Annotated in this window: 26 protein-coding genes; all 26 read left to right on the forward strand. The window is 61.4% G+C overall.

Annotated features, from left to right (window positions below; genetic code table 11):
• Positions 1 to 303: flagellin (locus tag DM08_RS06335; protein WP_035383819.1), on the forward strand; the 303-nt coding region annotated here is incomplete at its 5' end.
• A gap of 75 nt (positions 304 to 378) precedes the next feature.
• The gene (locus DM08_RS12225) at positions 379 to 744 is read left to right on the forward strand and encodes a flagellar protein FlaG (protein WP_051937860.1); all 366 of its coding nucleotides are present in this window, start codon (positions 379 to 381) and stop codon (positions 742 to 744) included.
• A gap of 19 nt (positions 745 to 763) precedes the next feature.
• Positions 764 to 2,746 (forward strand): flagellar filament capping protein FliD, encoded by a 1,983-nt coding sequence (fliD, locus tag DM08_RS06345; RefSeq protein ID WP_035383820.1) that lies wholly within the window; start codon positions 764 to 766, stop codon positions 2,744 to 2,746.
• Positions 2,747 to 2,759: 13 nt separating this feature from the next.
• Complete coding sequence (gene fliS, locus DM08_RS06350) at positions 2,760 to 3,209, forward strand: flagellar export chaperone FliS (RefSeq protein ID WP_035383821.1); 450 nt, start codon at positions 2,760 to 2,762, stop codon at positions 3,207 to 3,209.
• 3 nt (positions 3,210 to 3,212) lie between these two features.
• The gene (locus DM08_RS06355) at positions 3,213 to 3,533 is read left to right on the forward strand and encodes a flagellar protein FliT (RefSeq protein WP_035383822.1); all 321 of its coding nucleotides are present in this window, start codon (positions 3,213 to 3,215) and stop codon (positions 3,531 to 3,533) included.
• Positions 3,534 to 3,550: 17 nt separating this feature from the next.
• On the forward strand, positions 3,551 to 4,564 hold the full coding sequence (locus DM08_RS12530) for a flagellar hook-length control protein FliK (RefSeq protein ID WP_081908801.1): 1,014 nt from the start codon (positions 3,551 to 3,553) through the stop codon (positions 4,562 to 4,564).
• A complete protein-coding gene (locus DM08_RS06365; protein ID WP_035383824.1) occupies positions 4,548 to 4,880 on the forward strand; it encodes an EscU/YscU/HrcU family type III secretion system export apparatus switch protein in 333 nt (110 codons plus the stop codon). Before DM08_RS12530 ends, DM08_RS06365 begins: the two co-directional genes overlap by 17 nt.
• 8 nt (positions 4,881 to 4,888) lie before the next feature.
• Positions 4,889 to 5,647 (forward strand): flagellar brake protein, encoded by a 759-nt coding sequence (locus DM08_RS06370; protein ID WP_035383825.1) that lies wholly within the window; start codon positions 4,889 to 4,891, stop codon positions 5,645 to 5,647.
• 194 nt (positions 5,648 to 5,841) lie between these two features.
• Positions 5,842 to 6,570 (forward strand): 30S ribosomal protein S2, encoded by a 729-nt coding sequence (gene rpsB, locus DM08_RS06375; protein WP_035383826.1) that lies wholly within the window; start codon positions 5,842 to 5,844, stop codon positions 6,568 to 6,570.
• A 70-nt stretch (positions 6,571 to 6,640) separates the two neighbouring features.
• A complete protein-coding gene (tsf, locus tag DM08_RS06380) occupies positions 6,641 to 7,543 on the forward strand; it encodes a translation elongation factor Ts (protein ID WP_035383827.1) in 903 nt (300 codons plus the stop codon).
• A gap of 3 nt (positions 7,544 to 7,546) precedes the next feature.
• Positions 7,547 to 8,272, forward strand: a complete 726-nt coding sequence (gene pyrH, locus DM08_RS06385) for a UMP kinase (protein WP_035383828.1) — start codon at positions 7,547 to 7,549, stop codon at positions 8,270 to 8,272.
• A 12-nt stretch (positions 8,273 to 8,284) separates the two neighbouring features.
• Positions 8,285 to 8,842 carry a ribosome recycling factor gene (frr, locus tag DM08_RS06390; protein WP_035383829.1) on the forward strand — a complete coding sequence of 186 codons (558 nt, stop codon included), beginning with the start codon at positions 8,285 to 8,287 and terminating at the stop codon, positions 8,840 to 8,842.
• 62 nt (positions 8,843 to 8,904) lie between these two features.
• Positions 8,905 to 9,669, forward strand: coding sequence for a polyprenyl diphosphate synthase (gene uppS, locus DM08_RS06395; RefSeq protein WP_035383830.1), 765 nt, complete (start codon positions 8,905 to 8,907; stop codon positions 9,667 to 9,669).
• Positions 9,662 to 10,486, forward strand: a complete 825-nt coding sequence (locus DM08_RS06400) for a phosphatidate cytidylyltransferase (protein WP_035383831.1) — start codon at positions 9,662 to 9,664, stop codon at positions 10,484 to 10,486. The genes uppS and DM08_RS06400 overlap by 8 nt, the downstream gene beginning before the upstream one ends.
• Positions 10,483 to 11,670: a 1-deoxy-D-xylulose-5-phosphate reductoisomerase gene (gene ispC / locus DM08_RS06405; RefSeq protein ID WP_035383832.1), complete on the forward strand. Its 1,188-nt coding sequence runs from the start codon at positions 10,483 to 10,485 to the stop codon at positions 11,668 to 11,670. Before DM08_RS06400 ends, ispC begins: the two co-directional genes overlap by 4 nt.
• Positions 11,671 to 11,674: 4 nt before the next feature.
• Complete coding sequence (rseP, locus tag DM08_RS06410; RefSeq protein WP_035383833.1) at positions 11,675 to 13,030, forward strand: RIP metalloprotease RseP; 1,356 nt, start codon at positions 11,675 to 11,677, stop codon at positions 13,028 to 13,030.
• 3 nt (positions 13,031 to 13,033) lie between these two features.
• Positions 13,034 to 15,328 carry an outer membrane protein assembly factor BamA gene (bamA, locus tag DM08_RS06415; RefSeq protein WP_035383834.1) on the forward strand — a complete coding sequence of 765 codons (2,295 nt, stop codon included), beginning with the start codon at positions 13,034 to 13,036 and terminating at the stop codon, positions 15,326 to 15,328.
• Between the two features lie 16 nt (positions 15,329 to 15,344).
• Positions 15,345 to 15,872 carry an OmpH/Skp family outer membrane protein gene (locus DM08_RS06420; protein ID WP_035383835.1) on the forward strand — a complete coding sequence of 176 codons (528 nt, stop codon included), beginning with the start codon at positions 15,345 to 15,347 and terminating at the stop codon, positions 15,870 to 15,872.
• 12 nt (positions 15,873 to 15,884) lie between these two features.
• Positions 15,885 to 16,943: a UDP-3-O-(3-hydroxymyristoyl)glucosamine N-acyltransferase gene (gene lpxD, locus DM08_RS06425; protein WP_035383836.1), complete on the forward strand. Its 1,059-nt coding sequence runs from the start codon at positions 15,885 to 15,887 to the stop codon at positions 16,941 to 16,943.
• Positions 16,940 to 17,395, forward strand: coding sequence for a 3-hydroxyacyl-ACP dehydratase FabZ (fabZ, locus tag DM08_RS06430; protein WP_202593380.1), 456 nt, complete (start codon positions 16,940 to 16,942; stop codon positions 17,393 to 17,395). The genes lpxD and fabZ overlap by 4 nt, the downstream gene beginning before the upstream one ends.
• A complete protein-coding gene (gene lpxA, locus DM08_RS06435; protein WP_035383837.1) occupies positions 17,395 to 18,165 on the forward strand; it encodes an acyl-ACP--UDP-N-acetylglucosamine O-acyltransferase in 771 nt (256 codons plus the stop codon). Before fabZ ends, lpxA begins: the two co-directional genes overlap by 1 nt.
• A 4-nt stretch (positions 18,166 to 18,169) precedes the next feature.
• Complete coding sequence (gene lpxB / locus DM08_RS06440) at positions 18,170 to 19,321, forward strand: lipid-A-disaccharide synthase (RefSeq protein WP_035383838.1); 1,152 nt, start codon at positions 18,170 to 18,172, stop codon at positions 19,319 to 19,321.
• Positions 19,322 to 19,491: 170 nt separating this feature from the next.
• Positions 19,492 to 20,055 (forward strand): ribonuclease HII, encoded by a 564-nt coding sequence (rnhB, locus tag DM08_RS06445; RefSeq protein ID WP_035383839.1) that lies wholly within the window; start codon positions 19,492 to 19,494, stop codon positions 20,053 to 20,055.
• A 10-nt stretch (positions 20,056 to 20,065) separates the two neighbouring features.
• Complete coding sequence (locus DM08_RS06450; RefSeq protein WP_035383840.1) at positions 20,066 to 20,296, forward strand: hypothetical protein; 231 nt, start codon at positions 20,066 to 20,068, stop codon at positions 20,294 to 20,296.
• A gap of 96 nt (positions 20,297 to 20,392) precedes the next feature.
• Positions 20,393 to 20,785, forward strand: coding sequence for a hypothetical protein (locus DM08_RS12820; protein ID WP_152555795.1), 393 nt, complete (start codon positions 20,393 to 20,395; stop codon positions 20,783 to 20,785).
• 307 nt (positions 20,786 to 21,092) lie between these two features.
• Positions 21,093 to 22,553 carry a DEAD/DEAH box helicase gene (locus DM08_RS06455; protein WP_051937864.1) on the forward strand — a complete coding sequence of 487 codons (1,461 nt, stop codon included), beginning with the start codon at positions 21,093 to 21,095 and terminating at the stop codon, positions 22,551 to 22,553.
• Positions 22,554 to 22,570: the final 17 nt, after the last annotated feature.

Below are 22,570 nucleotides of genomic sequence, written 5' to 3' on the forward strand. Positions count from 1 at the left end.
GCCACACTCGGCGCGACTGCGGCCACAGCTTCGGCTGAACTCGCCAAACTCGATACCGATATCGCCACCGTCAACTCGACCCGCGCCACCTTCGGCTCCACCCAGTCGCGTTTCGAGGCCATCATCAGCAACGTGTCCAACGCTGCCGAGAACCTGACCGCCGCTCGCAGCCGCATCATGGATACCGACTACGCTGCGGAAACAGCCAACCTGACTCGCGCTCAGATCCTGCAACAGGCCGGTACCGCGATGCTCGCTCAGGCCAATACCGCACCCAATAGCGTGATGTCGTTGCTGCGCTAAGCTGGCTCGGCTGGTACTGAACATCCCAGTCGAAGCAGTAGCTCCGGCTGGGATTTTGGTTAAAGGAGAGGCAAAATGCACATTCAGAACACAGTAAACAGCGTGTCCAAACCAGGATGGAGCGGCGTGGATGGGGTAAGTTCTTCGCCCCCAGCCAGCGCCTCGTCCGAGGTGCAGGCCGCTGCCCCGGTGGCTACAAAGACCACCGAGCCAACCCCGGCCCAGTTACAAGGTGCGGTGGACAAGATCAACAGCGCGATGAAGGAGATAAACTCCAACCTGCAGTTCAGCATCGATGACGATACGAAAAGGGTCGTCGTCAAGGTCGTCGAGTCCAAGACGGGTGATGTCATCAAACAGTTCCCGTCGGAGGAGGCATTGGCCATCGCCAAAGCCATAGACCGCTTCCAGCAGGGTTTGCTGGTCAAGCAGAGCGCATAACAGGCACGAGGTATCCATCATGGCAACCACTTCCAGCATCACCTCTGGTGGCATGATCGATGTCAACGGCTTGGTCACTTCGCTGATGGGCGTCGAAAGACGCCCGGTCACCCTGCTGACGAGCAAGCAGACCAGCTACCAGGCCAAACTGTCCGCCATGGGAAGCATCAAGAGCGCCGTCTCGACGTTCCAGGCGACGATGGGGGCGATGGCCAATGCCAGCAGCTTGCAGACAACTACCGCCACCTCCGGCGACAGCTCGGTCTTCTCGGCCACGGCGAGCAGTACATCCACCATTGGCAGTTACTCCATCGAAGTAAGCAAGATCGCGCAGGCCCAGAAACTGGCCACTGCCGGTCTGGCGAGCACGACCACTGCCATCGGCAACGGTACCTTGACCTTCGACTTCGGCACCATCAGCGGTGGCACGTTCGACTCGGTCACCGGGAAGTACACCGGGGCGAGCTTCACCAACAGCGGCGCAAGTAGCGGTAGCGTCACCATAGACGCGAGCAACAATTCCCTGCAAGGCATCCGGGATGCGATCAACTCGGCCAAACTCGGCGTGACGGCATCCATCGTGAACGATGGTAGCGGGACCCCTTACCGCCTGGCGTTGAGTTCGAGCAGCATGGGCAGCAGCAACAGCATCAAGATCTCCGTGACTGGCGACGCAGCCCTGAGCAGCTTGCTCTCGCATGACCCTGCCGGCACACAGAGTCTCGCCGAGACCGCCACAGCACAGAACGCGCAGATCAAAGTCGATGGCATCAGCATCAGCAAGAGCAGCAACACCATCACGGATGCGATCGCCGGTGTCACTTTGACGCTGAAGAAGCCCGGCACGTCACCCGTCGCGCTGGACGTAGCCAGTGACACCAGCACCGTGACGAAATCCGTACAAGGCTTCGTTGATGCCTACAACACTCTGAACAAATCACTGAGCACGGCGCTCGCCAGCGGGGTGATCGGTTCGACCGCGCCGCTGCACGGCGATTCGTTGATCCGCTCGTTGCAAAGTCAGATCCGCAGCATCCTGAGCGCCCCTCTGTCGAACAACGGCAGCACCGTCAACACCCTGTCCCAGATCGGGGTAGGCTTCCAGTCCGACGGCTCGCTGGCACTCAATTCCACCAAATTGAGTGCGGCGCTCAGCACCAATGCCAAGGATGTCACCAACATCTTCGCCGCCTCCGGCAGTGCAACCGATAGCTTGGTCAGCTTCGCCTCCGGCAGCACGTCCACCAAACCCGGCAGTTACGCCGTCAGCGTCACTCAGTTGGCCACACAGGGCAAACTGACTGGCTCCGTTGCTGCGGGCACCACCATCACCGCCGGGGTGAACGATACCGTGGATCTGACCATAAACGGCATCGCATCCACCATCAAACTCGGCGCGGGAAGCTACACCGCAGCCCAGCTCGCAGCCGAAGTGCAAGGCAAGATCAACGGTACCAGCGCGTTGTCTTCGGCGGGAGTGTCGGTTGGTGTCACCGAAAGTGGCGGAGTATTGAGCATCACCTCCGGCACTTACGGCTCGACTTCCAGCATTGCAGTCACCGGTGGCAATGGGGCGACCAGCCTGCTGGGCGGCGGTCCGACTGCCGTAGCCGGGCTGAATGTCGAGGGCAGTATCGATGGCACCAGCATCGTCGGCTCCGGTCGTACCCTGACTTCCAGCACGGGCAATTCGAATGGACTTTCCGTGACTGTCAGCGGTGGTGCGCTCGGTGCGCGCGGTACGGTGAGCTACTCCCGTGGCTATGCCTACCAGCTCAACCAGATCGCCACGGATGCTCTTGCTTCGAACGGCTCCCTGACATCCCGCACCGACGGGCTCACCAGTTCGGTACGTGATTTGGGTAAGCAGATCGACTCGATGAACGCACGCATGACTGTCATCGAGGCACGCCTGCGCAAACAGTATTCATCCCTCGATGCCATGTTGAGTCGGATGAGTACCACCAGCACTTACCTCTCGCAACAACTCAGCAAGCTCTAAGAGGGAGAGAATCATGGTCTCAACACAAGGAATCAATGCCTACAACAAGGTCGGAGTTGAATCCAACATCGCGGGAGCATCGCCGCATGATCTGATCATCATGCTGTATCAGGCCGCGATAGACAGCGTAGGCAATGCAAGGCGACAGATCCTGCAACAGGAGGTCGCCGCCAAGGGTGCATCCATCAGCCGCGCCATCTCTCTGGTCGGTAGCGGGCTGCAGGCCAGCCTGGATCGCGAGGCTGGCGGGGAGATCGCGCAGAACCTGTTCGACCTGTACAGCTACATGGTCCAGCGCCTGGTGCAAGCCAACATCAACAACGACATCGCCATACTGGACGAGGTGGAGCGGCTGCTGACCGACCTGTTGGGAGCATGGGAAAGCATCAAACGCCCGGCGAGTCAGGATGCTGGTTTCCAGCCTGCCTCCAATCGAGTAGCCATGACCTACGACAGGCTGTAAGCCATGAGCGCTGTACTTGATAACTACGAATATCTGTCCAGCATCACCGGACAGATGCGTGATGCCGCTCAGCAGGGCGAGTGGGATCATCTCGTGGAGTTGGAACTCAAGTGCAGTGAGCGGGTGGCGGCGATGAAAGCGCAGCCCTCCGCTCCCTCGGACGAGGAGACTCGACAGCGCAAGGTGGCTTTGATCAAGAAAATATTGGCGGACGATGCCGAGATACGCAACCGCACTGAAGTATGGATGGAGCAGCTTCAGCGCATCATGACGAGCGCCCGCAGCGAACGTCGCCTGCAACAGGCCTACTCTGCGGGTCAATGAGCGGGTGGTAGCCGGAAATGCTGCCCACTCAGCTGTTCACCTCCATCCAGCAGCTTGCACTTAACCAGCGCCCGCTAGTCACCGGCGTGTCGGATGTGGCTCCGGTCGGGGCCAATTTCGAGATCGGCCAGAAGATGCAGGGCCGGGTGCAAGCGCAGATCAGCGAAGGGGTGTTCAGGGTCAAGGTGGCCGACCACTCCCTGCAGTTGTCTTTGCCATCGCATCTGCGCACGGGTGACCTGATCGATCTGGAGGTCGTATCCCTCCCCCCCAAGTTGACGTTCAGCCTGTCGGCTTCGGTCAATCCGCAGTCGACACCAGAACAGCTCAGTGATGCCGCCCGCCTGTTCTCTGCCCTGTCGCAGCATCCACCAGAACGCGCGGTCGTGCGTGCCGCTCAGGGACAGGCCCTGTGGCTACAAGCACAGCCGCCGGACGTGCCGCAACTGGCCGCAAATCTGCATGAGGCACTCAGCCAAAGCGGCTTGTTCTACGAATCCCATCAGGTCCAGTGGCTGGAAGGTAGCCGCTCCACCGCTCACTTGCTGCAAGAACCTCAGAACCAGACCGCAGAGCAAGCAAGGCTGCCCGGTACAGCCGAGGCTTCCCGCGCCGTCCCGGCATCGGCCTCCGCCAACCTCAACAGCCCACTGGCAGGCGCGCCCGAACACGTACAACATCTGGTACAGCAACAGCTCAATGCGCTGGATACGGGGCAAGTGATGTGGCAGGGACAAGTCTGGCAGGGTCAGGAAATGCAATGGGAGATCCATGGTCAAGCCTCCCGTCAGAGCGAGGCCCCAAACGAGCACCAATGGGTAACACAGATCCACCTGGAATTACCCAATCTCGGCGAAATATCGGCCCAGCTCATGCTCACCGGCCAAGGCCTCAGCCTGCAACTCAACGCCCCCGAGGCGAGAACGCGCACTGTGCTGGAGCGCGCCAGCACACAACTGGTAGGTGCGCTGGCCGAGCGCGGCATCCCCGTCACCAGCACGCGAGTGAGCGAGCATGGCTACGCTGAATAAACGCCAGATGGCGGTCGCCCTGGCCTACCACGGTAACGATGCTGCGCCCAAGGTCGTTGCCAAAGGGCGCGGCCTGATCGCCGAGGCCATCATCGAGCGCGCCAGGGAAAGCGGTGTGTTCGTGCATCAATCGGAAGATATGGTCGGTTTGCTGATGCAAGTGGAGCTTGACCAGCAGATCCCTCCCCAGTTGTATCTGGCCGTGGCGGAGTTGCTCGCTTGGCTATACCAGTTAGAGCATGGGAAAATCCCCCCTGATTCCGCGATTGCCCGGCAGATCGGCGGGGGACAATCGAAGAACATCCCACTGGAATGAGAGACACGATGTACAAAGAACCCGAAGTACCGCTCAACATCACACGGCTTAGTCCGGCAGAAGCGCAACAATTCCTCATTTCATCCGAAAAGGAAGTCTTGTTCATTCTCCATACCATCGAGCACAAACAGAGCCGGGCCGCCCTGTTCTTCAACGACGGCAAGAACTTTTTGCTCACCACCCTGCTCGCCGTCAACGAACAGGGACTGTGGCTGGGGACCAGCGGAGTGGAAGCGGAGAACCAGGCCGCTCTCGCCAGTCAGGATGTAATCTTCGTCAGCTCGCACTATCAGGTTCGTGTGCAGTTCAATGCGGAAAGACTGGAGGCTGGCCGCCACCGCGATCAGGATGCTCTGTTCATCCCGCTCCCCAAAGCCTTGCTACGCATGCAGCGACGCGACTATTTCCGTCTACCCACCTCGACCCAGCCCCCCCTGCAGTGCGTGATCGCCTCGCCTGATCCGGCATCGATACTGTCGGACCAGCCGATCACCATCATGGATATCAGCGTGGGCGGAGTCGCCTTGGTATGCGAGGAGCACAACATCGACCTGCTTCCCGGCAATGTCTACCAGAACTGCCAGATCGAGCTGCCGGACATCGGCACGCTGAATGCGGCGATCAAGGTGAAAAACACCTTCGAGGCCGTCAACTCTGATGGCTCGATGCAGAAGCGCGCCGGTTGCGAGTTCCAGAAACTGGATGGTGCCAGCGAGATCATGCTGCAGCGCTACATCTCCCTGATGCAGTTACAGGGCATGAAGTGATGCCCTCCGCCCGCAGGCCATGGCAAATTATTGAGTCTGCCCCTTGGCTTAGGGTATAATCCGCGCCCTGCTTGTCCGCCGCCCTCTTTCGGGCTGTGGGGTCAGCAGAATCCACACACCGGTCCGGTTGGGGTGCCCGCAAGGGTCTAGCGGAACGGTGGAAAGTACTAACCCTTAACAATCATGGAGTAAGCATGTCTGTAACAATGCGTCAAATGCTGGAAGCCGGTGTCCACTTCGGTCACCAAACCCGTTTCTGGAACCCGAAGATGGCTCCGTTCATTTTCGGCCACCGCAACAAGATCCACATCATCAACCTGGAAAAGACCGTCGTCATGTTCAACGATGCGCTGAAGTTCGTGCGCAAGTTGTCCGCTGACAAGGGCTCCGTACTGTTCGTCGCTACCAAGCGCCAGGCACGCGAGATCATCAAGGAAGAGGCCCAGCGCGCTGGCTGCCCTTACGTTGACTATCGCTGGCTGGGCGGCATGCTGACCAACTTCAAGACCGTGCAACTGTCCATCAAGCGTCTGAAAGAGCTGGAAACCATGATGGAAGACGGCAGCATCGAGAAGGTCTCCAAGAAGGAAGGCCTGATGTTCAAGCGCGAACTGGAAAAGCTGGAACGTAGCCTGGGCGGCATCAAGGATATGGCTGGCCTGCCACAAGCGATCTTCGTGATCGATGTCGGTTACCAAAAGGGCACCATCGTCGAAGCGCAGAAGCTGGGCATCCCGGTCATCGGCATCGTCGACACCAACCACTCTCCGCTGGGCGTGGACTACGTCGTTCCCGGCAACGATGACTCCAGCCAGGCGATCCGCCTGTACGCTCGCGGCGTGGCCGATGCAGTGCTGGAAGGTCGCGCTCAAGCGCTGAGCGATCTGGTAGCCAAGGTCGCTGACGCGGAAGTCGCTGCCTAATTCCCCGCAGATGAACGAGGGGGCGCAAGCCCCCTTTTTTGTAACTATTCAAAGAATCAAGGAGTCAAATATGGCGGAAATTACCGCAAGCATGGTGATGGCACTACGTGGCGCAACCGGTCTGGGCATGATGGAATGCAAAAAGGCGCTGATCGAAACCAACGGCGATGCCAAGGCTGCCGAAGAACTGCTGCGCATCAAGAGTGGCGCCAAGGCCACCAAGGCCGCCTCGCGCATCACCGCCGAGGGCGTGGTCAGCGCATTCGTGAGCACTGACGGCAAGTCCGGCGCCGTGGTCGAAGTGAACTGTGAGACCGACTTCGTCGCCAAGAACGACGACTTCAACGCCTTTGCCCGCAACGTGGCACAGACCGTGGCCGAGCAAGACCCGGCTGATGTCGCCGCCCTGTCCGGCCTGGCCATCGCCAATGGCGAAGGCAGCGTGGAAGAAGCCCGCAAGGCACTGGTGATGAAGATCGGCGAGAACGTGACCGTGCGTCGCTTCACCCGTTACGCCACCACCACCGGCAAACTGGCCACCTACCTGCACGGCAGCAAGATCGGCGTGATGGTGGACTACACCGGCGGCAACGACACTCTGGGCCGTGACATCGCGATGCACATCGCCGCGAGCAAGCCCAAGGCCATCGACGCTTCCGGCGTAAACGCGGACGACATCGCCACCGAGCGCCGCATCGCCATCGAGAAGGCACGCGAATCCGGCAAGCCGGAAGCCATGCTGGAAAAGATCGCCGAAGGCACCGTGCAGAAGTTCCTGAAGGAAATGACCCTGCTGGGCCAGGTCTTCGTCAAGGCGGAAGACGGCAAGCAAACCATCGAGCAGTTGCTGAAAGCGAACACCGCTTCCGTGACGGCGTTCCAGATGTTCGTGGTCGGTGAAGGCATCGAAAAGGTGGTCGAAGATTACGCCGCCGAAGTCGCCGCCACCATCGCCGCAGCCAACAAGGGTTAAACCATGACGAACACCGCCGCACCTGCCTACAAGCGCATCCTCCTCAAACTGTCCGGTGAAGCCCTGATGGGCGAGGACAGCTACGGCATCAACCGCAGCGTGATCGAAGGCATCGTCGCCGAGATCCGCTCGGTGGTTGCGCTGGGCGTGCAGGTGGCGGTGGTGATCGGCGGCGGCAACATCTTCCGTGGCGTGGCACCTGCCGCTGCCGGGATGGATAGAGCCACTGCCGATTACATGGGCATGCTGGCCACGGTGATGAACGCCATGGCCTTGCAAGACGCGATGAAACGCGGCGGGCTGGAATGCCGCGTGCAATCCGCACTGAATCTGGAACAGGTCGCTGAGCCTTACATTCGTGGCAAGGCGCTGCGCTACCTGGAAGAAGGCACCGTGGTGATCTTCGGTGCCGGAACGGGCAACCCGTTCTTCACCACCGACACCGCCGCCGCCCTGCGCGGGGTGGAGATGGATGCGCAAGTGGTCATCAAGGCCACCAAGGTGGACGGCATCTACACCGCCGACCCGAAGAAGGACCCGAGCGCCATCCGTTACAGCAGCCTCAGTTTCGACGAGGCTATTTCCAGGAATCTCAAGGTGATGGACGCCACTGCGCTGACCCTGTGTCGCGATCAGGCGCTGCCCATCATCGTATGCAGCATTTTCAAACCCGGTGCGCTGACCCGCGTGGTAATGGGCGAGAGCGAAGGCACGCTGGTGCGCGTTTAAAGGAGACAAGCGATGATCGCCGACATCAAGAAGACCGCTGAGCAGAAGATGAACAAATCGCTGGAGACGCTGAAGGCGGACTTCGGCAAGGTGCGCACGGGCCGTGCCCACACCGGCATCCTGGACCACGTCACTGTCGAGTATTACGGCAGCCCGATGGCGATCAACCAGGTCGCCAGCGTCACCCTGATCGATGCCCGCACCATCGGCGTGCAGCCGTTCGAAAAGAACATGATCGGCCCGGTCGAACGCGCCATCCGTGATTCCGACCTCGGCCTGAACCCGGCCTCGCAGGGCAATCTGATCCGCGTGCCGATGCCCATGCTGACCGAAGAACGCCGCCGCGACCTGATCAAGGTGGTGCGTGGCGAGACCGAGAACGGCAAGGTCGCCGTGCGCAACATCCGCCGCGATGCCAACGAACACTTGAAAAAACTGCTCAAGGACAAGTCCATCAGCGAAGACGACGAACGTCGCGCCCAGGACGACATCCAGAAGCTGACCGACCGCTTCGTCGCCGAGATGGACAAGGCGCTGCAAGTCAAGGAAGCCGACCTGATGGCGGTTTAAGGTAGCGAAACAGGCGGTGCCATGCGCCGCCCCTGCTGGCAAACTGTTACAAGGTAGGCGACTTGGCCCTCTTCAAAAGCCCCACACTCACCATCCCCGACGCGCCCGCCGTCCCGCGCCATATCGCCGTCATCATGGATGGCAATGGCCGCTGGGCGAAACAGCGCTTCCTGCCGCGCGTCGCCGGTCATCAGCGCGGCGTAAAGACCCTGCGCGAGCTGGTGCTCACCTGTTTGGACATGAAGATCGAATACCTCACCGTGTTCGCCTTCAGCAGCGAGAACTGGCGCCGCCCGGCAGACGAAGTCTCGTTCCTGATGGATCTGTTCGTCAAAGTCCTGCAGCGCGAATTCAAGCATCTGCACCAAGACAACGTGCGCCTCAAGATCATCGGCGACCGCAGCCGTCTGGGCGACAAGCTCAACCGGATGATAGATGAGACCGAAGCGCTGACCGCTGACAACACCGCGCTCACATTCACCGTCGCCGCCAACTATGGCGGGCGCTGGGACATCATGCAGGCGATGCAGACCCTGCTGCGCGAACACCCTGAAGCCGCTGCCGGTTTCGACGAAGAGGCGCTGACCCCGTACTTGTCGATGAGTTACGCCCCCGAGCCGGACCTGTTCATCCGCACCGGCGGCGAACAGCGCATCAGCAACTTCCTGCTGTGGCAGCTGGCCTACACCGAGCTGTATTTCACCGACACCCTTTGGCCCGCCTTCGACCGCACCGAGCTCGACCGCGCCATCGCCTCCTATCAGCGCCGCGAGCGGCGTTTTGGCCGGATCAGCGAACAACTGCGACAGGACGATCCAAGTGCTTAGGCAACGTGTCATCACCGCCACCCTCCTGCTCGTGCTGTTCCTGCTCGCGCTGTTCGCCCTGCCCGCCTGGGGCTGGTCCATCCTGGTCGGACTGGTACTGATGCAAGGCACCAACGAGTGGATCACACTGGCCGGATTGAAGGATGCCAGCGCCAGCCAATACCGCTGGCTGAGCCTGACGCTGATCTTGGCCATGCTGGCCTTCGACCTGTTCGCCCCGACCACGCTCCAGCTCGCTCCCAAGCTCCTGCTGTATGTCGTGTCGGCGCTGTTCTGGATCTTCGTCGTACCCGCCTGGATGATCGCCAACTGGAAACCCAACCACCCCTGGTTGATGGGCGTGATCGGCTGGGCCCTGCTGCTGCCCACCGGTTTGGCCCTGCTCGATCTGCGCACCCTCAGCCCTTGGCTGTTGCTCGGCCTGATGGCGCTGGTGTGGGCGGCGGACATCTCCGCCTATTTCGCGGGTCGGCGCTACGGCAAGCACAAACTCGCTCCCGCCATCAGCCCCGGCAAGACCTGGGAAGGCGTGGCTGGAGCCATGCTGGGCGTGACCATCTACGTGGTGGCCGTGGCCTGGTACAGCGGCCTGTACAAGCAATATCTGATCTTCCCCTCCGGGGTGTTGGCCGCCTGGTGGTGGGTGGGACTGGCAGTCATCGGCGACCTGTTCGAATCCCTGGTCAAACGCCAGGCCGGCGTCAAAGACAGCGGCACCCTCCTGCCCGGCCACGGCGGCCTGCTCGACCGCATCGACGCGCTGACCTCCACCCTACCCCTGGCGACCCTCGTCATCTTGTTGCAGAGACTGGAATGAGCACCCTCACCCGCCTGACCGTACTCGGCTCCACCGGCAGCATAGGCAAAAGCACGCTGGACGTGGTGGCACGCCACCCCGAGCGCTACCGCGTGCACGCCCTGACCGCCAACCAGCAGGACGGCCTGCTGTTCGAGCAATGCCAGCAACATCAGCCCAGGTTCGCTGTGCTGCTGAACGAAGCCGCCGCCGAACGCCTGCGTGCCAAGCTGAAAGCCGCCGGTTCTGCCACCGAAGTGCTGTGCGGCGTGGCGGCGCTGGAGCAGGTTTCCGCCGCGCCGGAAGTGGACGCGGTGATGGCCGCCATCGTCGGCGCAGCAGGCTTGCGCCCCACCCTGGCTGCCGCACGCGCCGGCAAGAAGATCCTGCTCGCCAACAAGGAGACATTGGTGATGGCCGGTGCGGTGTTCATGGATGCCGTGCGCCAGAGCGGCTCTGTGCTGCTGCCCATAGACAGCGAGCACAACGCCATCTTCCAGTCCATGCCGCACGATTACTCGGGCGACCTGGCTGCCTCCGGCATCAGCAAGATCCTGCTCACCGCTTCCGGTGGCCCGTTCCGCAACACGCCGCTGGCCGAACTGGGCGCAGTCACCCCGGAGCAGGCCTGCGCCCATCCCAACTGGAGCATGGGGCGCAAAATCTCGGTGGATTCCGCCAGCATGATGAACAAGGGGCTGGAAGTGATCGAAGCACATTGGCTGTTCAATGCGCCCGCCGACAGCATCCAGGTGGTAGTACATCCGCAGAGCGTGATCCACTCGCTGGTGCAATACGTGGACGGCTCGGTGCTGGCCCAGCTCGGCAACCCCGACATGCGCACGCCCATCGCCTACGGTCTGGCTTATCCGGAACGTATCGATGCCGGGGTCGCGCCGCTCGACCTGTTCAAGATCGCCCAGCTGAATTTCGTCGCCCCCGATTTCGAGCGCTTCCGCTGTCTGGCGCTGGCCTACCAAGCCCTGCGTGCTGCAGGCACCGCGCCGTCCATCCTGAACGCCGCCAATGAGGTCGCCGTGGATGCTTTCCTGAACCGCCAGATCCCTTTCCTCGCCATCCCGCGTTTGATCGAAGCCGTGTTGGAACGCCTGCCGACCCGGGCCGTCACCGCTGTGGACGATGTCCTGACTGCCGATGACCAGGCCCGCGCCATGGCGCGGGAGCTGCTGCCATCGTTCCGCTGAACGCATGACCACCCTGCTGTCCTTCCTGTTCACCCTCGCGGTGCTGGTGGTGTTCCACGAACTGGGACACTACTGGGTGGCCCGGCTGTGCGGTGTCAAGGTGCTGCGCTTCTCGGTGGGCTTCGGCAAAGTCATCTACAGCAAACGCTCCGCCCGCAGCGAGACCGAATGGGTGCTCTCCGCCCTGCCGCTAGGCGGCTACGTCAAGATGCTGGACGAGCGCGAAGGCGAGGTCGCAGAGCACGAGTTGCCGCGCGCCTTCAACCGCCAGTCCGTGTTCAAGCGCATGGCCATCGTCATCGCCGGGCCGCTGGCCAACCTGCTACTGGCCATCGTGCTCTACTGGGTCATGTTCCTGTACGGCGTGCCCGGCCTGAAACCTACACTGGGATCCATTCCGCCACAATCGCCTGCGGCTGTCGCCGGCCTGCTGGAACGTGAGACGCTGGTCAGCATCGAGGGCCAGGCCGTGCCGACCTGGCAGGAAGCACGCTGGATGCTGCTGGATGCCGCGCTGAAGCAAGGACCCATCGCGATCGAGGCGCAGACCGCCGAGGGCATGCGGCTGCGCCACCAGCTGGATGCCTCCAGCCTCAAGCCCGCCGATCTGGATGGCGATTTCCTGAAAAAGCTGGGCTTGCAGCCCTGGCAACCCACCGTCCATGCCGTGATCGGCCAACTCACCGAGGGCAGCGTGGCGCAGCGCGCCGGTCTGCGGCCAGGTGACCGAGTCGTCCGCGCCGATGGCAAGGACATCCAGCTATGGGAAGAGCTGGTGGCAGTGATACGCAGCCATCCGGGGCAGGCGCTTGCACTGGAGCTTGAACGCAGCGGCGCTCCCGTCACCCTCACCCTGACACCTGACGTAGTGAATGAAGCGGGGCAGCGCGTCGGCAAGATCGGGGCCGCCCCCCAGGTCGACCGGAAGCTGTTCGATGCGATGTTGACCGAAGTGCGTTACGACGCATTCGAGGCCCTGCCGCAGGCGGTGCGCAAGACTTGGGAGACCTCCGTCGTCAGCCTGAAGATGATGGGCAAGATGATCGCGGGGGAAGTGTCGATGAAGAATCTGAGCGGCCCCCTCACCATCGCCGATTATGCCGGGCAATCCGCCCAGATGGGCCTGGTCGCCTACCTCGGCTTCCTCGCGCTGATCAGCATCAGTCTGGGCATCCTCAACCTGATGCCGGTTCCTTTATTGGACGGGGGGCATTTGCTGTATTATTCGGCTGAATTGATCAAGGGTAGCCCGGTGTCCGAACGGACATGGGAGATCGGACAGAAAGTAGGCACCGCCCTGCTCGTGACCATGATGGCGATGGCGATGTATAACGACATCAGCCGCCTGATTTTAGGTTGAAAAATGGATTTCAAGAAACTCGCTCTACTCCTTTCGCTGCTTTATGCGACCCCAAGCTCCGCCATCGAACCGTTCGTCGTCAAGGACATCCGTGTCGAGGGCATACAACGCACCGAAGCCGGAACCGTGTTCAGCTATCTGCCTATCAAGGTGGGCGACACGGTGGACGACAACAAGTCCGCCGGAGCCGTTCGCGCCCTGTTCGCTACCGGCTTCTTCAAGGACGTGCGCCTGGAAGTCGAGCAAGGTGTGCTGATCGTGTTGGTGCGCGAGCGCCCTGCCATCGCCAGCGTCTCCATCGAGGGTGTCAAGGACTTCCCCAAGGATCAGCTCGGCAGCTCGATGAAGATGGTCGGACTGGCGGAAGGACGCATCTTCGACAAGTCGGCACTGGACAAAGCGGTGCAGGAACTGAAACGCCAATACGTGGCACGCGGCAAGTACGCGGTGACGGTGAAAGGCCGCGTCACCGAGCTGGAACGTAACCGGGTCGCCGTCTACCTCGATGTCGTGGAAGGCGGCGTCTCCACGATCAAGCAGATCAACTTCGTTGGTAATCACGCCTTCCCCGAGAACGAGCTGCAAGACCTGATGAAGCTGAACACCTCGAACTGGATCAGCTGGATAAGCAAGGACGACCAATACTCCAAGCAAAAGCTCTCCGGCGACCTGGAGACCGTACGCTCGCATTACCTCGACAACGGCTATCTGGAGTTCAACATCGACTCCACCCAGGTTTCGATCAGCCCGGACAAGCAGGACATCTACATCACCGTGAACATCACCGAGGGTGCCAAGTACACCATCTCCGACATCAAGTTCGCCGGTGGTGAGAAGGTACTCCCGCATGACGCAGCACGCGCCGAGTTGACCTTCAAGCCGGGCGATGTGTTCTCGCGCAAGGAGCTGTCGGAATCCACCCGCAGGATCTCCGAGCGCTTGGGCGATCAGGGCTACGCCTTCGCCAACGTCAACGTCATCCCGGAGCTGGACAAGAACAAGCATACCGCCTCGCTGACCATCACCAACGACCCGGGACAGCGCGTCTATGTCCGCCGGATCAATGTCGCCGGCAACACCAAGACCCGCGACGAGGTCATCCGCCGGGAATTCCGCCAGATGGAAAGCGCGTGGTTCGCCAGCTCCAAGGTGAAGAAATCCAAGCAAAAGGTCGACAGACTGGAATACTTCAGCGCCGTGAACATCGAAACTCCACAGGTCCAAGGCACCGCCGACCAGCTGGACGTGAACGTGACGGTGAAAGAGAAGTCCACCGGCAGCCTGAACGTGGGTGCCGGTATATCCAGCGGTGAAGGCCTGATCCTGAGCGGCTCGATATCGCAGAGCAACATCTTCGGTTCGGGAAATTTCCTGTCCACCCAGATCAACACCAGCAAGATCAACCGCGTCATATCGTTGTCCTACACCAACCCCTATTACACGGACGACGGCATCAGCCGGGGTTTCGACATCTACAAGCGCTCGACCCGGACCAACACCAATCGCAGCGTCATGGCACGCTACCTGTCCGACACGCTCGGGGCCAATATTCGCTACGGGGTCCCGCTGGACGACGACGATTCGCTGCAGTACGGACTGGGGGCCGAGCGCACGACTTTAGGCATCACCGCGCTGACCCCGCAGCGCTACATCGACTACATCAACACTTACGGCGCAACCAATACCACGCTTTCCACTACACTGGGCTGGACCCACGACAGCCGGGACAGCGCCATCTACACGACACAAGGTTCGGTGCGTCGCGCCTACACCGAAATCGGCCTGCCCGGCGGCAGCCAACAGTATTACAAGCTGAACTACCAGCAGCAGTGGTACTACCCGGTGGCGCGCGACGTGACCTTCATGCTGAACGGCGAAGTCGGGGTCGGCAACGGTTACGGCAACCGCCCACTGCCGTTCTTCAAGAACTTCTACGCGGGCGGCATCGGCTCGGTACGCGGATATGAACCGAACTCTCTCGGCCCGATCGATGCCAGCGGCTATGCGACCGGCGGCAACAAACGCATCGTCGGCAACGCCGAACTGCTGTTCCCCATCCCTGGCCAGGGCAGGGACCCGTCCTTCCGCATGAGCGCGTTCGTCGATGCGGGCGCGATCTATGGACAGACCGGAGGGGGAGTGATCGCTGGTGTAGCGGGCTTCCGCTATTCGGCAGGCTTGGCACTGGCTTGGCTGTCGCCGGTCGGCCCGCTCAAGGTCAGTGTTGGCACTCCCATCAACAAGCATCAGGGTGATAGACTGCAGATGTTCCAGTTCACCTTGGGTTCGCTATTCTAGAAGTCAGGAGTCACAGATGCCGAACATGATCAGATTATTGTTTGCCACGTTGTTACTGTCGGCCAGCTCGCAGCTGGTGGCGGCAGACTTCCGCGTGGGCGTGGTCGATACCGAGCGCATCCTGCGCGAATCCGTGCCGGCCACCAAGGCCGAAAGCAAGCTGGAGAAGGAGTTCTCCGCGCGCGACCAGGAGATAAAACGGCTGCTCAAGCAAGCCAAAGATATCCAGGCCACGCTGGAGAAGGATGTCGGCTCACCACCCGATGCGGCACATCGCAGCAAGGAGCGCGAGTTGGCCAACCTGAACTCCAACCTGCAACGCATGCAGCGCGAATACAACGAGGACTTGAATCTGCGCAAGAGCGAAGAGTTGGCCATCGTGCTGGAACAGGCCAGCAAGGCATTGCAAACCATCGCCGAGGCCGACAAGTTCGATCTGGTGCTGGATGTTCAGTCGCGCGTGTTCCATACCCCCAAGATCGACATCACCGACAAGGTGCTGAAATTCCTGGCCGCTGAAGAAGACAAAGCTGGCAAGAAATAGGTTGCCGCGCGTATGAGTCCCACTTCCTACCGTTTGGCAGAACTGGCCGAACGTTTCGGCGGGCGGGTGTTGGGTGATGCCGACACCGCCATCACTCAGGTCGGCACGCTGGACAACGCCAGCCAAGGCCAGATCAGCTTCCTCACCAACAGCAAATACCGCGCGCAACTCGCCGCCACCCGTGCGAGCGCGGTCATCGTGAGCGAAGCCGATGCCGATGCCACGACCTTACCGCGTCTGGTCAGCCCGAATCCCTACGCCTGTTTCGCCCGTATCTCGGCCTGGCTCAACCCGCTGCCATCAGCCGAACCGGACATCCACGCCTCCGCCAGCGTCGACCCCTCGGCGGAGATCGCAGAGAGCGCCGAGATCGGCGCGAACGTGGTCATCGGCAAACAGGTGAAGATCGGCGAACACAGCGTGATCATGGCGGGCTGCGTCATCGGTGACGGCGTGCACATAGGCACCGGTTGCCGCGTGTATCCCAACGTCACCATCTATCACGGCTGCGTCATCGGCGACCGGCTGATCGCGCATTCCGGCGCGGTGATCGGCGCGGATGGCTTTGGCCTGGCCTGGGACGAAGGCCGCTGGCTGAAGATTCCGCAGATCGGCCGCGTCATCATCGGCGACGATGTGGAGATCGGTGCCAACACCACCATAGACCGGGGCGCACTGGACGACACGGTGATCGGCGACGACGTGAAGCTGGACAACCAGATCCAGATCGCCCACAACGTGAAGGTCGGCGACCACACCGCCATCGCTGGCTGCGTGGGCATCGCGGGCAGCACCACCATCGGCAGGTATTGCCGCATCGGCGGCAGCGCGGGCATCATCGGTCATCTGACCATTGCCGACAACGTGGAGATCTCCGCTTTCTCGCTGGTGAGTAAATCCATCACCGAGTCCGGCAGCTACACCGGCATCTTCCCGCTGAGCCGCAAGGATGAGTGGCGCAAGACCGCCGCGCAGCTACGCCATCTGGGCGACTTTGCCCAACGCATCAAACAACTGGAAAAACAACTGGCCGCCTTGCAGAGCCAGGCCAACCACGAGGAGCAAGCATGAGCACCCCCATCACCATGGACATCAACGACATACTCAAGCGCCTGCCGCACCGCTATCCCTTCCTGCTGGTGGATCGGGTGCTCTCGCTCGAACCCGAGAAGGAGATCGTCGCGCTGAAGAACGTCTCGATGAACGAGCCCTTCTTCCCCGGCCATTACCCGCACCATCCGGTGATGCCGGGTGTGTTGATCATCGAGGCTATGGCGCAGACTGCCGCCCTGCTCTCGTTCGCCAGCATGGACAACGGCGGCCCGGACGAGAACTCGGTGTACTACTTCGTCGGCATTGACGGCGCACGCTTCAAGCGCCCCGTCGTGCCGGGCGACCAGCTCATCCTCAAGGTGCAGCCTCTGCGCAACCTGCGCGGACTGTGGAAGTTCAAGGCCGTGGCCGAGGTGGACGGGCAACTCGCCGCCGAAGCCGAGATCATGTGCACCATGAAGGCCAAGTGATGCGCCACCCGACTGCCATCATCCATCCCGGCGCGCGCCTGGCGGACGACGTTCAGGTCGGGCCGTATTCCATCATCGGCGAACACGTCGAGATCGGCGCAGGCACGGTGATCGGCCCGCACGTGGTCATCCACGGCCACACCACCATCGGCCAGCACAACCAGATCTTCCAGTTTTGCTCGCTGGGCGAAGTGCCGCAGGACAAAAAGTACAAGGGCGAGCCGACCCGGCTGGTGATCGGCGACCACAACGTGATCCGCGAGAGCTGCACCTTCAACCTCGGCACCGTGCAGGACAGGGGCGAGACCACGGTCGGCAGCCACAACTGGATCATGGCCTACGTCCACATCGCGCACGACTGCGTGGTGGGCAACCACACGATTTTCGCCAACCAGTCCACCCTGGCTGGCCACGTCATCATCGATGACTACGTGATTCTGGGCGGCTTCACCGGCGTCCACCAATTCTGCCGCGTCGGCGAAAGCGTCATCACCGGCATCGCCGCCGTGGTGCGCCAGAACGTGCCACCCTACCTCACCGTCTCCGGCACCCCGGCCGCCCCGCACGGCATCAACTCCGAAGGCTTGAAGCGGCGCGGCTTCTCACCGGAAGCCATTCTCGCCGTCAAGCGCGCCTACAAGACGCTGTACCGTCAAGGTCTGTCGCTGGAACAAGCGCGCACCGCCATCAGCGCCGAAGTCGCCGCCCACCCGGAACTGGCCATCTTCGCCGCAGCCCTGGCCGAATCCGAACGCGGCATCGTCCGCTAAGCCCATGCAGCAAGGCATCAAAACCATCGCCCTGGTCGCGGGTGAAGCGTCGGGTGATCTGCTCGGCGCTCACTTGATCGAGGCTGTTCGCCAGTATTCGCCGCATGTGCGTTTCGTCGGCATCGGCGGGCCGAAGATGAAGGCGGCGGGCATGGAGATCCGCTTCCCGATGGAGAAGCTGGCGGTGCGCGGCTACGTCGAGGTGCTCAAGCACTACCGCGAGATCGTCGGCATCCGCAACACCCTGCGCCGTGAGCTGCTGGACACGCCGCCCGACCTGTTCATCGGCATCGATGCGCCCGATTTCAACCTCGATCTGGAGCTGAAGCTCAAGCAGCGCGGCATCCCTACCGTGCATTACGTCAGCCCCTCGATCTGGGCCTGGCGCGGCGAGCGCATCCACAAGATCAAGCGCGCGGTGGACCGCGTGCTGGCATTGTTCCCGTTCGAACCGGCGATCTACGCGCGCGAAGACGTGCCCTGCACCTACGTCGGCCATCCCACCGCCGACCGCCTGCCTATGGTGCCGAACCGCACCGAGATGCGCGAACGCATGCGCTTGCCGCTGGAGGCGAAGATCATCGCCCTGCTGCCCGGCAGCCGCCAGAGCGAGCTGCGCCAGCACGCCGTGACCTTTATCGAGACCGCCAAGCTGCTGGCCGAAAAACTGCCCAACGCCCACTTCCTGGTGCCGCTGGTCAGCCGCGAGACCAAGCAGATCTTCGAGGACGCGCTGTGGCGGCACGGCCCCGATCTGCCGCTGACCATCCTGTTCGGCCACGCCCACGATGCGATGACCGCCGCCGACGGTATCCTCATCGCTTCCGGCACCGCCACGCTGGAGGCCGCCCTGCTCAAGCGCCCGATGGTCATCACCTACAAGATGCCCGCCCTCACCTACCGCCTGATGAAGGGCAAGGCCTACCAGCCCTGGGTCGGCCTGCCCAACGTGCTGGCCGGACGTTTCGTGGTGCCGGAAATCCTGCAAGACGATGCCACGCCGGAGCACCTGGCCCAGGCGCTGCTCAACCTGATGGGCAACAAACGCGCGCTGGAAGGACTGGAGATCGAGTTCAGCCGCATCCACGAAACCCTGCGCCAGGACACCGCCCACAAGGCCGCCCAGGCGCTGCTGCCGTATCTTAGTCGGACATGAACACGAACTCCGTTCGTCCTGAGCCTGCGGAAGGGTCGCTGCATAGCAGCGGGGCTGCGTTAAGACAGCCCGAGGGGCGAGCGTCTGACGGCGTACCCTTTACGGGTGCACCCACCGGCGCACCCCTTGCGGGTGGTAGCGCAGCGGAGTCGAAGGATGACTTCGCCGCCGTGCTCATCTGCGGCGTAGACGAAGCCGGGCGCGGCCCGCTGGCCGGGGCGGTGTACGCAGCTGCCGTCATCCTCGACGACGCCCGCCCCATCGCCGGGCTGGCCGATTCCAAGAAACTCAGCGAGAAAAAGCGCGACAAGTTGGCGCTGGAGATACGCGAGCACGCTCTCGCCTGGGCCATCGCCAGTGCCAGCGTCGAAGAGATCGACCGCATCAACATCCTGCGCGCCAGCTTGCTGGCGATGCAGCGCGCCGTGGCAGCGCTGAACCTCACCCCGCACGAGGTCTGGGTCGACGGCCTGCATTGCCCCGACACCGGATTGAAGAGCCGCGCTATCGTGCAGGGCGACAGCAAGGTGGCCGCCATCTCTGCCGCGTCCATCCTGGCCAAGACTGCTCGGGACGCTTCGCTGCTGGAACTGCATGAACGCCACCCGCACTACGGCTTCGCCATCCACAAAGGCTACCCCACCGCCGCCCACCTCGCAGCCCTGCGCCAGCACGGCCCTTGCGTGGAACATCGCCGCAGCTTTGGGCCGGTCAAGGCATTATTGAAACTTTGAAAGGATCATCATGGCCGTCATCAAATGCCACGTCTGCAAGAAAGAGTTCACCGCCACCTCGGTGAAATGCCCCGGCTGCGGCACGAAGCCTCCGGAGAACGCTGAACTGGTCGAGCCGGACATGCGCTACATCGAGGCGAAATCCAATGCCGTGCTGGTGTTCGCCGGACTCATCGTGCTCATGCTACTCGCCTTCATCGGACTAGCCCTGTACACCTATTTCAAAGCGTCAGGACACTGAACTACTAGGGTATGTTTTTCGTTTTTGGTGATACTTGCCATTCCTCCATCGCTATCTTTGGGACAGGAACGTCCCTTCATTTGTCAGTGATGAAGCATGATTAAGCTCGATGCTAAGCCTGTTGAGACTGGAATTCCATTTTTACAGGGTTCTGAAATTGTGCGCATTGAGTACGCTCTCGGCAATCTCCAAGCATTTGTTCGTGACATTAGCCTCCAATTGGAATTGGTTATTATTTTTTCGGATGTTATTGGCTTTCGTGTTCTTGATGAACGTGATTTGATGGAATTCTGGCCTGAGTGCTCAATACCAAAAGATTTGCTTTTTGAAATTTATTCTGGCGGTTGGCTTTCTCAAGAAGCAAGTCGTCCTGGTAGCTGCATTGATCCAATGAATCCTGCAGCAAAGGAGTATTTCGTAAAAGGTGTAGATGATTGCCTTAGTGTTATTTGCCATTCTGCACCTGAGATTCGTAATAATGCACCCTAGCCCTACGCATCTAGAGGGATGGGCGAACAGCATGTTCTTCTCTTCCACAGCCTGCACGCCCCTCCAATCATCAGTCCAATAAATTTCTCTTGCTATTTAATCGCTTGCCTCTATAATGCGCGCCTTGCCGCTCATTGCGGCATTGGTTCATCGTTATCTGACCCCCTGCGTCCCCCGTCTTTGCGGATTGCGCCTCGATTCACCGGTTAGCGACGATGTGTTTGCGCCGGTAGAACTTACCCCCTACTGAATTTTGCTGTGTGGCCTAGCCGCACAGTGCGCCATTGCTTGTATGTAAGGAATCAACATGTCCGTAGAAAATACCCCGGCAGTCAACACTGCCGCCGAGACCACTTTTGCCTCCATCGGCCTGAACCCGCTCATCCTGAAAGCCGTGGAAGAGTCCGGTTACACCGTGCCCACGCCGATCCAGGCGCAAGCTATCCCCGAAGTTATGGCGGGTCACGATCTGATGGCTTCCGCCCAGACCGGCACCGGCAAGACAGCTGCCTTCATCCTGCCCGCGCTGAACCGCATCGCCGAGCCTTCGGCAGTGCGCAGCAAGGGACCGCGCGTGCTGGTGCTGACCCCGACCCGCGAGCTGGCGCAACAGGTTTCCGAAGCCGCTGCCAAGTACGGCAAGCACATGCGCGTGAAGACCGTCAGCATCCTGGGCGGCATGCCCTACCCGCTGCAGAACAAGCTGCTGTCGAATCCGGTGGACATCCTGGTGGCGACACCGGGCCGTCTGATCGACCACATCCAGCGCGGTCGCATCGACTTCTCGCGTCTGGAAATGCTGGTGCTGGACGAAGCCGACCGCATGCTGGACATGGGCTTCTCGGAAGACGTGGAAAGCATCGCCAACGCCACGCCCAAGACCCGTCAGACCCTGCTGTTCTCCGCCACGCTGGACGGCGTGGTCGGCGCACTGGCCGACCGTCTGCTGAAGACCCCGAAGCGCATCAGCATCGCCGCGCAGCACGCGAAGCACGAAAACATCGAACAGCGTTTGATGTTCACCGACGACATGGCGCACAAGAGCCAGTTGCTGAGCCACTTGCTGACCGACATCGACCTGAATCAGGCCGTGGTGTTCACCGCTACCAAGCGCGATGCCGACATGCTGGCCGACCAGCTGCAAGCCCAAGGCCATTCCGTGGCTGCTCTGCACGGCGACATGAACCAGCGCGAGCGTAACCGTACCCTGACCAATCTGCGTCGCGGCCAGGTGCGCATCCTGGTAGCGACTGACGTGGCCGCACGCGGCATCGACGTGGCCGGCATCTCGCACGTGATCAACTTTGACCTGCCCAAGTTCGCTGAAGACTACGTGCACCGCATCGGTCGTACCGGCCGTGGCGGCGCATCCGGCATCGCCGTGTCGTTCGCTTCCAACCGCGACACCATGCTGCTCAAGCGCATCGAACGCTACACCGGCCAGCCCATCACCCAGCACACCATCCCGGGCATGGAGCCGAAGTTCAAGCCGCGCCCAGCAGCGTCCAAGCCGCAGGGTCGCGGCGGTTTCGGTCGCCACACTGCACCGGACAGCCGTCACGGCTTCCCGCGCGATGACCGCAACGGCAATGCACCGCGCCGCGAAGGTCACTCGCACAACCGTTTCGGTAACGCCAACGGCAACCGTGCACCTGGCGCAGGTAATGGCGGCGCACCTGCCGGCGGTCAACGTCGCCCGAGCAGCGGCAACAGCTTCAGCCTGGGTCGCGGCCACAACGGTGGCAACACCAACGGCAACAAGCGCTAATCCACCGCAAGGACGGA

Origin of the sequence: Ferriphaselus sp. R-1, from assembly GCF_000746095.1 — a bacterium.
Classification (GTDB): domain Bacteria; phylum Pseudomonadota; class Gammaproteobacteria; order Burkholderiales; family Gallionellaceae; genus Ferriphaselus.

Excerpts from the sequence above, each read along its gene's own strand:
- DM08_RS12225 (WP_051937860.1), top strand. The coding sequence starts at position 379 with ATGCACATTCAGAACACAGTAAACAGCGTGTCCAAACCAGGATGGAGC.
- fliD (WP_035383820.1), top strand. The coding sequence starts at position 764 with ATGGCAACCACTTCCAGCATCACCTCTGGTGGCATGATCGATGTCAAC.
- fliS (WP_035383821.1), top strand. The coding sequence starts at position 2,760 with ATGGTCTCAACACAAGGAATCAATGCCTACAACAAGGTCGGAGTTGAA.
- DM08_RS06355 (WP_035383822.1), top strand. The coding sequence starts at position 3,213 with ATGAGCGCTGTACTTGATAACTACGAATATCTGTCCAGCATCACCGGA.
- DM08_RS12530 (WP_081908801.1), top strand. The coding sequence starts at position 3,551 with ATGCTGCCCACTCAGCTGTTCACCTCCATCCAGCAGCTTGCACTTAAC.
- DM08_RS06365 (WP_035383824.1), top strand. The coding sequence starts at position 4,548 with ATGGCTACGCTGAATAAACGCCAGATGGCGGTCGCCCTGGCCTACCAC.
- DM08_RS06370 (WP_035383825.1), top strand. The coding sequence starts at position 4,889 with ATGTACAAAGAACCCGAAGTACCGCTCAACATCACACGGCTTAGTCCG.
- rpsB (WP_035383826.1), top strand. The coding sequence starts at position 5,842 with ATGTCTGTAACAATGCGTCAAATGCTGGAAGCCGGTGTCCACTTCGGT.
- tsf (WP_035383827.1), top strand. The coding sequence starts at position 6,641 with ATGGCGGAAATTACCGCAAGCATGGTGATGGCACTACGTGGCGCAACC.
- pyrH (WP_035383828.1), top strand. The coding sequence starts at position 7,547 with ATGACGAACACCGCCGCACCTGCCTACAAGCGCATCCTCCTCAAACTG.
- frr (WP_035383829.1), top strand. The coding sequence starts at position 8,285 with ATGATCGCCGACATCAAGAAGACCGCTGAGCAGAAGATGAACAAATCG.
- ispC (WP_035383832.1), top strand. The coding sequence starts at position 10,483 with ATGAGCACCCTCACCCGCCTGACCGTACTCGGCTCCACCGGCAGCATA.
- rseP (WP_035383833.1), top strand. The coding sequence starts at position 11,675 with ATGACCACCCTGCTGTCCTTCCTGTTCACCCTCGCGGTGCTGGTGGTG.
- bamA (WP_035383834.1), top strand. The coding sequence starts at position 13,034 with ATGGATTTCAAGAAACTCGCTCTACTCCTTTCGCTGCTTTATGCGACC.
- DM08_RS06420 (WP_035383835.1), top strand. The coding sequence starts at position 15,345 with ATGCCGAACATGATCAGATTATTGTTTGCCACGTTGTTACTGTCGGCC.
- lpxD (WP_035383836.1), top strand. The coding sequence starts at position 15,885 with ATGAGTCCCACTTCCTACCGTTTGGCAGAACTGGCCGAACGTTTCGGC.
- fabZ (WP_202593380.1), top strand. The coding sequence starts at position 16,940 with ATGAGCACCCCCATCACCATGGACATCAACGACATACTCAAGCGCCTG.
- lpxA (WP_035383837.1), top strand. The coding sequence starts at position 17,395 with ATGCGCCACCCGACTGCCATCATCCATCCCGGCGCGCGCCTGGCGGAC.
- lpxB (WP_035383838.1), top strand. The coding sequence starts at position 18,170 with ATGCAGCAAGGCATCAAAACCATCGCCCTGGTCGCGGGTGAAGCGTCG.
- DM08_RS06450 (WP_035383840.1), top strand. The coding sequence starts at position 20,066 with ATGGCCGTCATCAAATGCCACGTCTGCAAGAAAGAGTTCACCGCCACC.
- DM08_RS12820 (WP_152555795.1), top strand. The coding sequence starts at position 20,393 with ATGATTAAGCTCGATGCTAAGCCTGTTGAGACTGGAATTCCATTTTTA.
- DM08_RS06455 (WP_051937864.1), top strand. The coding sequence starts at position 21,093 with ATGTCCGTAGAAAATACCCCGGCAGTCAACACTGCCGCCGAGACCACT.